The organism is Microcoleus vaginatus FACHB-2002 (assembly GCF_040004035.1).
Taxonomy (GTDB): Bacteria; Cyanobacteriota; Cyanobacteriia; order Cyanobacteriales; family Microcoleaceae; genus Microcoleus; species Microcoleus vaginatus_C.
This window is the reverse complement of sequence record NZ_JAMPLN010000070.1, coordinates 1-13,787: the sequence shown is the minus strand read 5'-3', so window position 1 is coordinate 13,787 and position 13,787 is coordinate 1. Positions and strand designations below refer to the sequence as shown.

Here is a 13,787-nt window from a genome sequence, read left to right as displayed (position 1 = left end):
ATTAATACGACTAGACTTGCATTCAGGACATTTGAGGGACTCTAATTTGCTGTTCATTGTTTTTCGTCAACTTTGCTCTCGATCGCTATATCATACATCAATTCAGCAACGCCTAAATCTTTAACCTTTGCTGTTGCTCCCCAGCGAGCATAAGCGTAATGAGCGTCATTTATATATGACTTGGCAAACCTTTCTTTGCCTTGAGTTAACCAAAACTTGGCTGCTAGTTCGCAGGCTAAAGCTTCATCGTTAATATAATGATTTTTTCTAGCCTGGGCAATAGCGCGATCGTACAAATCCATTGCTGACCTATCTTCTCCTAAAATTCGATGTTGTTCGGCTGCAACTAAATCGAATTTGTGCGAGTAATTCATCGGAGCATAAGATGCCCAAGTTGCCATTTTTTCTTGATTGACTCTTACCTGATTCAAGATTCGAGCTTGCTCTTGAGAAGTAGCGCTATTGTACAGCATTAGCTGTGTCAGAGATTCGTAAAAATGGAAACTCCCTACATGAGCTAACCCTGCTCCTCCATCTAAATAAGTTTTAGCTAATTTCGCATTTTCCCCTGCTTGAGAATAGTCTTGGAATACATAACTGAGGATGAGTTTACTCAGATAAAAATAAAGTAATCCATAGTAATCGTTGGCTTGGTAATACAAAGGAAGTTTGCTTGGTTCGTCATAAACCCTCCCCTGTAAAACTCCGGGATTAGGAGAATCTTCGATTAAATTTAGAACAGCCTGCCGATCGCGCTGCAAATAACTAACTGCTGTAAATTGCTTCAGTTCAGCTAAAGCTTGACTGTAATTTACCAGCTTTTGTTCCAATTTGTCGAGCGGTTTCCCAGTTAAAAAAGCATAGTAACAGTGCTTGAGAATGCTATAGCCAGCATATTCAAAAGTGCCATGATCTATCGCAAGTTGGTAGTTATTTTCTAAAGGTTTTAAAGTTTCTTTAACATGAACTTTCCACCCCCGGATCATACCGTAAACCATATCGCAAGTCCTAGCTTTAATTTGGGGATCGTCAAATTTGTCTACCAAACTTAAAGCCACTTGACCAAATTGATAGCCAAACTCTATTGTTTCAATATTATTAGAAAGCATGGCACCGTAAAAAGCATAACCTAAAGAAGAAGCATCGGCATTACCGTACTCGATTGATAATGTGACTTGCTCGGCTACAATTAAGGGTAATAATTCGGGCGCTCCTGTATAAGCAGGAGCATTCGCACTTGCCAACAACCGCACTACTGCTAGAATGGTGGGATCGGACATATTAGGTAAGTCAACGATATCGAGAATGTGCTTGTTTTTCCATTGCGTCTGGGCTTTGCTTATAGCTTGTTGAATGTCTGCGGCACTAGGTTGTTCTGGAATATCTATCCCCAGCACTCTCACAGCTTGCAGCACTATTAACACTGATTCCCGCAATCTAGTTTGGGCGATACAAGCTTGAACTTGTACTTCATAAACTTTGACTCTATCTAACTCGGTTTGGGCTTGTTGCAACACAATGCTAGCTAATTCCTGCATTCCCTCAAAATCGCCATTTAAGTAAGTTGCTTCTGCTGCCAATTCATGGAGCGATCGCGCTAGTTCGTAATGGCTTTGCCAGCTATTTTCTGGTAAAAGTTCTAGTCCTTTTTGAAAATATTTAACTGCCGCTTCATAAGCGGTGGCTGAGGTAGCTTTTTTGCCTGCTGAAAGATTCAGTTCCGCGAGTTTTGTGCGTTCTTCTGGTTCGCTTATCAGTTCGCTTCCCAAATTCAGATGATCTACAATCGTAAATATTTTATCTGGGGATTTGGCGGTAGAACTTTTTTCTAAAAGCAGGCGACCAATTTGCAGGTGATTTGCTTTTTTTTCGGCTTCATCATTCAAAGCATAAGCAGCTTGCTGAATGCGATCGTGTCCGAATTTGTAATGTTCAATTACCAGTTGTTCGTTTAATTCCGATAAACACAAAATTAAACCCGATTGAATGGCTGGTTTGAGATGTTCAAAAACTTCTGCCATCGGTAGGTCGCGGAGAATGGATAGGGTATTTAAGTCAAACTCAGCACCGCTACAAGCTGCAAATCGCATTTTCCGCTGGGTTGATACAGGCAGTTTTTTCAGTTTGCTTAGCATTAATTCTACCACATTATCGGCGATTTGTCTGCTGCCAATATGAGATATATCCCACTGCCAAGTTCGCGACTCTAAATCAAAATTTAGCAAGCGATCGGAGTAGAGGGTTTTTAATAATTCATTTCCAAAGAAAGGATTGCCGTTGGTTTTCGTAAAAATTAATTTTGTCAAGGATTTTACGGTTTCGGTATTGCTGTTAAAAGTATCGACCATCAGTTGGTTAATGTGCTCATATGTTAAGGGAGTCAACGCAATTTGATTGATAACTGTTCCCGCTTTGCGTAACTCTTCCAACACCATCACCAAAGGATGAGCGGCACTGACTTCATTGTCTCGATAGGCCCCTATTAACAATAAATATTCTATTTCTGTATCTGTCATTATTAACTCTATCAATCTCAGGGTGGCCGAGTCTGCCCACTGCAAATCATCGAGAAAGATCGCTAAGGGATGCTCTCTCGAGCAAAATAGGCGAATGAAGTTAGTAAAAACAAAATTAAAACGATTTTGAGACTCTGTTGGCCCCAATGCCGGCACCGCTGGTTGTTTGCCGATTATCAGTTCTACATCAGGAATAACATCAATAATCACCTGAGCGTTGACACTTAAAGCTGCTAAAATTTTTCGGCGCCATTGAGTTAGCTGTGTTTCTGTTTCTGTTAATAATTGGCGGATGACTCCTGCAAAGGCAGAGACAACGGCAGAGTAGGGAATGTTGCGTTGGAATTGATCGAATTTACCAGAAATGAAATAACCGCGATCGCGCGTAATCGGCTTGTAAATTTCTTGTACTAATGCTGACTTGCCAATGCCAGAGTAACCGGCAACTAACATCATTTCAACTTTTGATCGGGGAGTAGGATATTCCGCTGACTGATTTTTTCCAGATATGCGATCGAAAGCAGCTAGTAAAGTTTGGATTTCCTGTTCTCTGCCATAAAGTTTTTGAGGAATCTGGAACTTGCCCGAAAAATCTTTAGTTGCCAAAGAAAATGGTTCAATTGTGCCTTTTCTTTGTAACTGATGCAGGCATTCTTCCAAATCCGCTTTAAGCCCCCAAGCACTTTGATAGCGTTCCTCGGCGGTTTTTGCCATCAATTTCATCACAATATCAGAAACCGTTTGAGGAATTTCTTCGATTCCATCTTCTTTGTCACTTTTAACTTTTCGATTGCCAGATTTTGTAGATAAATTATTGGTTTGTCCTAAAGGTTGTTCCCTCAACCTACCCCTACTATTTTTGATTTGATATAGCGGAACGGGTTGTTTTGCAATATGACAATGCACTAACTCCATAGCATCAGTTGTCTCAAATGGCAATCTCCCAGCAAGCAGTTGGTAAAAAGTGACACCCAGGGAATAAAAATCTGTGCGATAATCGAGGGTACGATTCATCCGTCCTGTTTGCTCTGGGGAAATATAGGCTAGGGTACCTTCTAAAACATTCGGGTTTTTCAAAGTAGGGTTTTCGCGACTGAGAACGGAGGAAATACCAAAGTCAATGATTTTGAGTTGTTTGGTTTCTGAGTGCCAAATAATATTAGCTGGGTTGATATCTTTGTGAATGACATGGGCTGCATGAATCTGAGCCAAAACTTCGGCTGCTTGAATGGCTATTTCGAGGAATTCGTGTAAAGAGGTAATGCCTTGCTTTTGTTCGGAGTTATTCATCAATGTCTTGAGAGAATTGCCCCCAAAATCTTCCAAGATGATAACTAGGGTTCTCTGGTACTCTTCCAAACTATAAGCTTTGATGACGCCTTCTAGGTTAAGATTGCGCGTAATTTCATATTCCTGTCGGTAGTGGGTGAGTTGAGCTGGAGTCGGATAATCTTGTTTGAGCATTTTCAGGATAACCGATAGATTATCCTGTTGACGGATGCCTCTATATACTATTGAGTTAGCGCTTTCGTAAATTTGAGCGCTAATTTGGTAGTCGTTAATCTCGATCATTTTTATTTTTAAAGCTTATAAAGAAATATTCAATATAGTCATCGATCGTTATCCGCGATCGCGCTAATCTAGTATAGTAGCTTGCGATGCTTTGATACGCATCCGTAAGGTAGAATATTCACATAGTCCGTAATGTGCTGTAGTCTGCAATACACTCAGAGTGGTGGGTTGCGCGATCGCTTAACCCACCACTCTAAGTTAAGGTTATTCTTAAGCTGTTTATCCTGTCAGTGACAGAGAGGAAAGTATCTAAACCGGTCTGAAGAGCACCTTCAATCCATCCGCTCAAACCTAACCAAGCAATTGCCTCACCAGCTAGATAAACCCCATTGCTCTGAGATACTCTCTTTCCTTGTTTAAACAAAGCCCAATGCTTTTCTTCTTGTCCTGGAGATGCCATTCTGAAACCACCGTGATAACCGTAGGCTTCTTCCCAAGACCAGACACAGTGTTCGATGGTTTGCTCTCTCATCATTTCCGACACTTCTGGACCGTAAATCTCCTCGATACACTGGAAACAAAGAGCGACTCTTTGTTCTGGATCGAGAGCATCAAACTTGGTTGCCGAATCTGACCAAGAGTAACTCAAAATAACCACACCAGTTTCTGTCTCCGAACCAAAATCGCTGCTATCAAAAAAATAGACTTGTTGAATTGGTAAATCTGTCAGGGTAGTACACAACTGTTGAAATTGAGGTTGTTTCCAAAAAGCACTTTTGGTTAAGATAGCTATTTTTCCCGAATTGGTTAGAGGAAAGTTACGGATCGCCTTCCAAACATCATCATTAAATGTGGAGCGATTGATTTTGATGTTCATCTCCAATGCTCTCAGAGAACAAGTGATGATGACCGCATCGTATTGCTCTACATTACCCTGCTCGTCCCTGACTAAAACTGGAGCTTGAGGATTGTTTTCATCTGTGATTATCTCCGTGACTCTGGATCGAGGTTTTCCCTCTTCTTGCAGATTTGCTACGCACATACTTCCCCAATACCTGCAATCGATCCATCCCTCCCAGAGATTTTGCGGTATTTGACTGACTCCGCCTATAATTAGCTGCTGATCTGTTTCATCTAGATGAATTTCAATTCTCAGAATTTCCAGAAAAGAATTTTCATAGAAAGGCCCAAAACCTCCAGAGCCAACTCCTAAAACAGCAAATAAGTCAGTTTCTTTTTCATTCCAGCCGGCTTCATTCAAAACTTCAAAAAGTATCTTATTTTTGTACTGTTCCACGTATGTGTTCCACAGTTCGCGCCTCTTTATGGGATTATCCCAAACCTCCCTCATTTTGTTTGTAATTGGAGCGATTATATCGTGCCATTTTGCTGTAATCTCTTTGATTTGCTGAACCAGTTCGCCTTCTGGATGGTATGTCTGAGTCGCGCTGTCATAAAATAAATTCTTGCCGTTGATGTAGAACTGCGTGTTGACTACCAGAGGATCGGGAAAGGTTTTATACCGGATTCCCCAACTGTCTAACAAATGGTATACCGTTCGATGAATTGTAGGTATTCTCATTGCTCCCATCTCTACAAGAGCCTGGGGATCTGCTTCAAATCGATGGCTGTATGTTCTGCCTCCAATTCGCCCAGAAGCTTCATAAACAATAGGGTGAATACCTACGCGCATCAGCTCTCGTGCTGCGATCGTACCCGCACAACCAGCTCCCACTATCGCTACTTTTTTTCCGTAATCGCGTTCGTCTTTAATAACAGATTGGCCTTTAGTTACTTCTAACCAATTTAACAAGGCAACGTAATCAAAAGGGTTTTCTGGTAATTGCCAGGGATTAAAGTCATCGGGATTAGATAAGATATCTCTGTCGGTAATCTTATTCTGGGAGTTGTATGAATATTGGGCGTAGCTGTTAAGTTTTTCGCTCATCTGATGATTTTTCCTGTTATTGGAATATACAAATTATCGCCGCACAATATCGGGTTACTCATTGTCTATCATGGGAATGAAACAACCCTGGATGTGCATGCGATCGAGATTTATAGCTAGCGAACCCAACAATTTATGATTCCACTTATAGCATATCTTTGATAGATTGAATGTTTCGTGACGAAAATTAATAATTTTTCAGATTAATCAAAAATTCCCCAGCAGCTATAGCTGTTAGGTGCATTGTTCGGTAATCTAGGACACCTATCGAGTTTTTGAGAGAATTTAGTCTCAGTGGCGAATATCGCAATATGAAGAAAAGTAGAATTTCGCCAATTCAGGCTAATTAAGACTCTAAGTAGGTCAGGTTAATTAAACCTAAAACGCCTATATGAGCAGAAAAATTTAACGTTAACGCGCTACGCTTTGTCTCAACACCAGTTTTCGGTTTGGCTCGAAAACAGGGACTTAATGGCAATAGCAGGTAAGTTGACTTACCTGCTATTTTACAACAAGAAAAACCAGAGTTTTCTCATCTTTATTAGTGGAGTATTTTCAAGGTGGGACATCTTTGGTAAGTCCCATATTTTAGGAACAAATCTGTTTATTCACCAATCATCTCTAACCCACAGAGGCTCTATCTAGGGTTGATTTGTCTCGGGTTAGGTGCCGCAGTTCCGTAATTGACTCGACAGCCGATGTTGAACAAACTCGAACTGCACTCAAGAGGGACAATCTGCTGATCGAGGAGGGCGCTGCAACTGACATACTGGTCGTTATTAGTATCTCTTACCATACATTCGATCGGATTAGCACCCGATCGCGCCGACCAACTCTTCATACCTACGACTGCAATCATATGCTGCCAGTAGAATGCAAATAGCGACACTGCAAACAGTACAGCAACGGCTAATCCTGCTTTCAACTTCCAACTATTTAGGACGTTTCCCAAACTATTTTTCACGTTTTCCACTCCCGAAATTGAGCTTTCGGTAGTTATTTCTGGAGTTGTCAAGTTTGTTGGTGTTTGTTCTGCTGGAATTTCAGACATAATGTATCTCCTATGATTGCTGGGATTTGGCTAAGCTCGCAGTTGCCATCGCTCTTGCAAACTTTATCAAATTTTAGCAAAACTAGCCTGTACCGACAACCGATTCGGGCAGCACCGCCGGGGAAGTATTTATATTCACCAAGTGCGGTCGCGATTTCTATGCCTTTTGAGGTATTGCCCAATTCGCGTTAGCAGAGCCCTCGAAGAGGATCGGCTATTTTGCACAGACGGTAATAGAATTGTTGGGGATTTTCTTTGAAAACGGCTGAAATGAATCAGCTTTTTTGCGAACCGCAGAGAGCGCAGAGGGCGCAGAGAAAGAGCAAAGAGAGATATATTGACTGTCACCAATCATTTATGGTTTCGATAGCAGTTTCAATAACTCAGCTTCCGAAAGTAGTTCGATCCCCAAAGATTGAGCCTTCTCCAACTTAGAACCCGCATCTTCTCCCACAACCACATAATCAGTTTTAGCACTCACAGAACTTGTGACTTTACCTCCTGCTTTTTGAATCAAATCTTTAGCTTCATCTCGTTTCAGAGTGGGCAAAGTTCCGGTAAGCACAAAGCTTTTGCCTGCAAGTTGTAAATTTGTGCTGGCTAAATTGGGATTTTTTACTTCTGACTGCAATTGCAAGCCCGCAGTTTTCAACCGTGCAATTAAACTTTGATTTGCCGGAACTCGAAACCACTGATAAACAGCTTGAGCAATCTCCGGCCCGATGCCGTAAACGCCCTCAATCGATGCCGCCGATACTCCTGCTAACTCTTCCACATTTGCAAACCTTTCTGTCAGCAATTGAGCATTCACGCTGCCGACGTGGCGGATGCCCAAGCCGTAAAGTACCCGCGAATAAGGTTGATTTTTCGATTTGGCGATCGCACTTACCAACTTTTCTGCTAACTTCTTACCCATCCGTTCCAAACTCATCAATCTTTCCGCAGTCAAATCGTACAAATCCGCCGCAGAATGCACCAGATTGCTATCAACCATTTGCTGCACCAACTTTTCGCCAACACCGTTAATATCCAGAGCATCCCGGCTGCAAAAATGAATCAGCGAACCCCTCAAAATTGCGGGACAAGATGTATTGATGCAGCGAGTAACGGCCTCCCCCTTTTCCCGAACCACAGGCTGTTCGCATTCGGGACAGCAACTAGGCATTTGGAAAAGTTGAGCATTTTGGGGGCGAAGTTCCGGCAAAACTCGCACAACTTCTGGTATAATTTCCCCAGCTTTTCTGACAATTACGGTATCGCCAATATGGAGATTTAGGTCGGAAAGTCGATCGCTATTATGGAGAGAAGCCCGCGAAACCGTCGTCCCCGCCAACTGCACCGGTTTGAGTTCCGCTACAGGAGTCAGAGCCCCGGTTCTCCCTACTTGGACAGTGACAGCTTCTACTATTGTAGGCACTTCAGCAGCGGGATACTTCAGGGCGATCGCCCAACGCGGAAACCTCTGAGTAAAACCCAATTGTTTTTGCAGCAAAACCGAATTAATCTTAACAACAACCCCATCCGTCATGTAAGGCAAATTCCGCCGTTCAGTATCCCAATATTCGTAATACTCGCGAACCTCATCCAAAGAATAGCAAATTTTGCGATAGGGATTCACCTTAAACCCCATTCTTCGCAACAATTCCAACGAATCCCACTGGGTGTTACCCTCGTTACCCTGATCTAAATGCAGAGTATAAGCAAAGAAATCCAACCTGCGCTTATCCACAATTTTAGAATCCAACTGCCGCAGTGTACCCGCCGCAGCATTGCGAGGATTAGCAAACAATTGTTCCCCCGCTTTTTCCCGTTCCCGATTAATTTCCTCAAACACAGCTAAAGACAAAAAAGCCTCTCCGCGCACTTCCACAACTGGCGGCGGATTATCTAAATTGAGCTTTAAAGGAATCGAGCGAATAGTTTTGACATTTTGAGTAATTTCCTCTCCGGCAATGCCGTCTCCCCGCGTCGCACCGCGAACTAAAACCCCATTTTCATAGGTTAATGCTAAAGCAGAACCGTCAATTTTTAACTCGCAAACATATTCAGCAGTTAAGGGCTGATTCTCCCCTGCTACCCTTTGCCAGCGTTCCTGCCATTTAGCAAATTCTTCAAAATTAAAAGCATTTTCCAAACTGTAGAGAGGAATATTGTGTTTGACGCTAAAAAATTGAGTAGCAGGCTGTTCTCCGACCCGCTGAGTCGGACTTTCCGCAGTAATTAATTCTGGGTACTCTGATTCTAATTCTTGTAACTGTCGATAAAGTCGATCGTACACTTCATCTGGCATGATCGGCGCATCGAGAACATAATAAGCATAGCTAGCTTCCTGTAGCTGCTGCCTCAACTGTTGAATTTGCTGCTGAATTTCTGCTGCCATATCAATTTAAGGTTTTCTATTTTCGATGTTAAATTTTTGATGATAACTCTTCATTTTAGCTCAAAAAAAATGAGCAAGCAACCTATCTGCTGCCAGAACAATTTTAGATTTGAGATAATTAATCTAAATTTGAGCTAAAAACAAAGCTCCAGCCACTAAAAAATCAAAACTTATCCTAATTATCACGCTGCCAAAAAACGGATACTTAATTTCCGACAGGCGTTGCCAGTCGGCCAAAATTTTCGACTTTTGTTCAACATCGCAGATTCATCTCTGGAGTAATTTTCAATCCTTCGACTGATTGAAAGGCGAAAGTTGCGCCAAACATATCACACAGAATTATCAATTTTAAAATCCACTGACTCGCCTTTATAGATGCAGAATTCTGGGCGCAAAAATCACAAATTTAAGTCTGGAAACTCGGTAAATTTCTTGTTTTCCCCGGACATAGAAGGTTGAAGATTCTCACCATCTTTTTCGCCGTTCAAGTTGCTATTGGCGCGGGATTTGGTGAATTCTGGAGCATTGGGCTTGGTGAAAGCGAGCGGTTCAGCGTGTTCTACCTGAAATACATTGGCGTAGAGGTTGGCAATAATTTGTTTTCCTCCCTGGGTCAATTCCAAATAGTTCAAAGCTGCAGGAATGTAGGGAAAAACCCCATTCCAATAAAACTTGGCGTAATTTTGCCGCAAATCTCCCGGAGACTTGTAGCCCAAGATTTTATTAGTGCCGACTTCCTCAAATTCGTAGAACAAGGCACTTATTTTTCGCAGGTAATTTGGATCGCTCAACTGACCGATCAAATCGGCGGCCCTAGCGAGTCCAGAATAATTATTTCGGTCTTGATGAGTTTCGCTAGCAGGAACTGGAAAGCGCGTCAATTCTATATTGCGCTTGATTTGTTCGGCATCAATTAATGTGTGGCCGCCGAAGCGTTCGTCAATTACGAGTTTTCCTCGATCGACATGATAAGGAGTTAAACTGGCAGAAGTGGCACCGATCGGCACAGAAACCATGCCCCCGTCAATACCCGTAGCGTAGAGTCCCACAGCTTCTTGGTCTTGGCGGCAAACACCTTTGACGTAGCCGATATCGTGGCACAGCAGCGAAATCAGGTAGTGCAGCCAATCTTCCGGCGACACTCCCCCTTCGCGAATATGCTTGCCCCGGAGAATCTCTTGTCCCACCAAAGCCACGAGCATTGTGTGTTCGACATTGTGGTACAGAGCATCGCAGTTAGCGATATTTTCTAGAGCCATAGTCCCTGCCCAGGCGATAATTTCTGGGTAGTCAGGCTTGTACTTGCCGTAGGTGCGACGGTAGCCGGCCTGCAGCTCTTGCACAAAAGCGTCAATCAGGATAGCAGTTGCATTGAACATCATAAATTCTCTCACTCAGGCTGTAGTTACAAACTCGATCGAAAATATCTTGCAAAGCTGAAAAAATAATCAATGGGCATTCCAGTAGGTTTGACCCCTCGGCGTTGAATTTTAAATTTCAGCTAGCCTTGTCAGGTCAGAAAATTGCTTTTTTGGCTATGCTTCCCAAGATAACCTAATTTCGGAAGCATCCGAAGCAACAGAACGATTTTTTGGTATTAAATGTTAGTGAAACAATTTACATCGTTTCACTGACTAATTATTAGAAGTCCTAGGTTTGAAACTTATGAACTGTCTGTTTCGGAGTCTCTCCACTGCTGCCCTTCGCGCTCGGCGGTCGATCGCCCCAAAATACCTAGGATTGTTTGCATTCACGGCTGTTTGCACCGCCGCACCTGCAATGGGTGCCGAGCGAATTTACGTAACTTACGGGCCGCTAGAAGAATCAGTTCCGATCGAATCCCTGGCACTTTTCGCCAAAGAAGGCAAAATAGACTCAAACTTGGACGGCTTCGCTCAGTACATCAAAGAATCTCAGCTAGCTGAGATTCGCAGCGCCCTGCAAGCGAAAGCTGAAATCAGCCCGGTGACGATCGCCCAATTTCTGTACACGCCTCAAGGAGAAGTGCTACTGAAACGCTTGGGCCGAGTAATTCAAACCAAAGCTAGGCAGCCCGGATTTTATGCCATCCGAGCCGCCCTGATTTTAGCAGCCTCAGATCCAGAAGGCCTGACAATACTCAACGTGCTGCGGAAATTCCCCACTTATGGCATCAGGATTGACATCGCTCGCGCCTTGGGTATAGCCAACGAGCTCACATCCCTGATCAACCGTTCCAATCAGACGATCGCCGGAGTCGCCCAGTTGTCGGAATCACAAGCAGCCTCTGAACCCGCCATACCGCCCGCCGAAATGCAGCAGCCCCAGCTACCAGGCCCCTATACTTGGAAAAAATCATCGGTAACTCTGACGAGTCCAAATCGCGATCGCACGTTTGATATGGACATTTACTTGCCACAGGGGAGCCCGCAACCTGCTCCAGTAGTAGTAATTTCCCACGGTTTAGGTTCCGATCGAATTTCCTTCCAGTATTTAGCCAAACACCTAGCCTCCTACGGCTTTGCCGTCGCCGTCCCCGAACATTCCGGCAGCAACGCCCAACAAATCCAAAACTTAGTAACAGGCAGAGCCAGTGAGGTAGCAGAACCTGCAGAATTTGTCAACCGCCCCCTCGACATCAAAGACCTGCTCGATTATTTAACCAAACTTTCTACAACCGATCCGGCCTACCAAGGGCAGCTCGACTTGCAGCGAGTCGGCGTCATCGGCCAGTCTTTCGGTGGCTATACGGCTTTAGCATTAGCCGGGGCGGGGATTAATTTTGCACAGCTAGACAAAGATTGCGGACTAGAAAACGATACTTGGAACCTCTCCCTGCTGTTGCAGTGCCGCGCCCGCGGTCTAGAGCGCAACCAGTACAATTTCGCGGACCCGCGCGTCAAAGCTGCGATCGCCATCAACCCGATCGTCAGCAGCATTCTCGGAGAAACAAACCTCAGCAAAATCCAAATCCCTGTCATGGTAATCGCAGGCAGCGCCGATACCGTCGCCCCCGCTTTGCTCGAACAAATTCAACCGTTCACATGGCTGACATCGCCCAACAAATATCTCGTACTAATGAACAACGGGACTCACTTCTCAACGATCGAGGAATCCCCTCAAAGCCTCTTTCTGCCACCACCACAGGCGATCGGACCCGAACCGGCGTTAGCCCGCCGCTACCTCAGCGGACTCAGCCTAGCTTTCATGGAAAGTTATTTGAACAACAAATCAAATTTCCGCCCGTATTTGGAGCCATCCTACGCTTTAAGCATCTCCCGAGACACTCTCGGACTGAGAATTTTGCGATCGCTCACCCCGCAACAACTCCAGCAGTTCAGGCTTTCTCCACCTCCTCGCATCCCAGTCTCTCCACCTGTCCTCGCTCCTGTTCCTCTACCTTCTCCACCTCCCATAGCTCCCGTTCGTTAGGCTTGAGGTGCGCCGAAGAGCACGCTGGCATATCTTTTCGCGCCGGGACGATCGCCCTTGTCTCTCCTTTCATCAGCTTTCCTAATCGCAGTCATCAGTTTAACTGTCGCTCAACCCCTTTACAAACCTTAACAACACCGTTAATAATATAAACATCATCCGAACATTGACAACCAAATACAGCAATCATAAAACCATGACAACAACCTTACAGCAGCGCGAAAGCGCCAATGTCTGGGAACGCTTTTGTGAGTGGGTAACATCAACCGACAACCGCATTTATGTAGGTTGGTTCGGCGTCTTGATGATCCCCACCTTGCTGAGCGCCACCATCTGCTACATCATCGCCTTCATCGCTGCCCCTCCAGTGGACATCGACGGCATCCGCGAACCAGTAGCAGGTTCCTTGATGTACGGTAACAACATCATCACAGGTGCAGTTGTTCCCTCATCCAACGCGATCGGCTTACACTTCTACCCAATCTGGGAAGCAGCTTCCCTCGATGAGTGGTTGTACAACGGCGGCCCTTACCAATTGGTAATTTTCCACTTCCTGATCGGTGTATTTTGCTACATGGGTCGTGAATGGGAATTGTCCTACCGCTTAGGTATGCGTCCTTGGATCTGCGTCGCTTACTCTGCACCAGTTGCAGCGGCCACCGCAGTATTCTTGATCTACCCCATCGGACAAGGTTCGTTCTCTGACGGTATGCCCTTGGGTATCTCCGGTACATTCAACTTCATGATCGTGTTCCAAGCTGAGCACAACATCCTGATGCACCCGTTCCACATGTTGGGAGTAGCTGGTGTCTTCGGTGGTAGCTTGTTCTCCGCCATGCACGGTTCCTTAGTTACCTCTTCCTTGGTTCGTGAAACAACCGAAACCGAATCGCAAAACTACGGTTACAAATTCGGTCAAGAAGAAGAAACCTACAACATCGTGGCAGCCCACGGCTACTTCGGTCGTTT

At 44.3% G+C, this 13,787-nt stretch carries 7 protein-coding genes; 2 read left to right on the top strand and 5 right to left on the bottom strand.

Annotated elements, in window-relative coordinates; translation table 11 throughout:
- Positions 1-53: 53 nt before the first annotated feature.
- The 5 genes from NDI35_RS29075 to NDI35_RS29055 all read right to left on the bottom strand — a co-directional run bounded on the left by NDI35_RS29075 (position 54) and on the right by NDI35_RS29055 (position 10,786).
- On the bottom strand, positions 54-4,088 hold the full coding sequence (locus tag NDI35_RS29075; protein ID WP_445315735.1) for an ATP-binding protein: 4,035 nt from the start codon (positions 4,086-4,088) through the stop codon (positions 54-56).
- 193 nt (positions 4,089-4,281) lie between these two features.
- Entirely contained in the window at positions 4,282-5,976 is a 1,695-nt protein-coding gene (locus NDI35_RS29070) for a flavin monoamine oxidase family protein (RefSeq protein ID WP_445315734.1), read from the bottom strand.
- Positions 5,977-6,613: 637 nt separating this feature from the next.
- Entirely contained in the window at positions 6,614-7,027 is a 414-nt protein-coding gene (locus tag NDI35_RS29065) for a hypothetical protein (RefSeq protein WP_445315733.1), read from the bottom strand.
- A 355-nt stretch (positions 7,028-7,382) separates the two neighbouring features.
- Entirely contained in the window at positions 7,383-9,407 is a 2,025-nt protein-coding gene (ligA, locus tag NDI35_RS29060; RefSeq protein WP_445315732.1) for an NAD-dependent DNA ligase LigA, read from the bottom strand.
- Positions 9,408-9,805: 398 nt separating this feature from the next.
- Positions 9,806-10,786, bottom strand: coding sequence for an Npun_R2479 family HD domain-containing metalloprotein (locus tag NDI35_RS29055; RefSeq protein WP_445315731.1), 981 nt, complete (start codon positions 10,784-10,786; stop codon positions 9,806-9,808).
- Positions 10,787-11,072: 286 nt separating this feature from the next.
- Here NDI35_RS29055 and NDI35_RS29050 point away from each other — a divergent pair, with 286 nt between their 5' ends.
- Positions 11,073-12,818, top strand: a complete 1,746-nt coding sequence (locus NDI35_RS29050; RefSeq protein ID WP_445315730.1) for an alpha/beta hydrolase — start codon at positions 11,073-11,075, stop codon at positions 12,816-12,818.
- A gap of 196 nt (positions 12,819-13,014) precedes the next feature.
- The coding region (gene psbA / locus NDI35_RS29045; protein ID WP_333393099.1) for a photosystem II reaction center subunit D1 at positions 13,015-13,787 on the top strand (773 nt) is incomplete at its 3' end.

Bases quoted from the DNA above. Each gene is read 5' to 3' on its own strand.
- NDI35_RS29070 (WP_445315734.1), bottom strand. From the start codon at position 5,976: ATGAGCGAAAAACTTAACAGCTACGCCCAATATTCATACAACTCCCAG.
- NDI35_RS29050 (WP_445315730.1), top strand. From the start codon at position 11,073: ATGAACTGTCTGTTTCGGAGTCTCTCCACTGCTGCCCTTCGCGCTCGG.
- ligA (WP_445315732.1), bottom strand. From the start codon at position 9,407: ATGGCAGCAGAAATTCAGCAGCAAATTCAACAGTTGAGGCAGCAGCTA.
- NDI35_RS29075 (WP_445315735.1), bottom strand. From the start codon at position 4,088: ATGATCGAGATTAACGACTACCAAATTAGCGCTCAAATTTACGAAAGC.
- NDI35_RS29065 (WP_445315733.1), bottom strand. From the start codon at position 7,027: ATGTCTGAAATTCCAGCAGAACAAACACCAACAAACTTGACAACTCCA.
- NDI35_RS29055 (WP_445315731.1), bottom strand. From the start codon at position 10,786: ATGTTCAATGCAACTGCTATCCTGATTGACGCTTTTGTGCAAGAGCTG.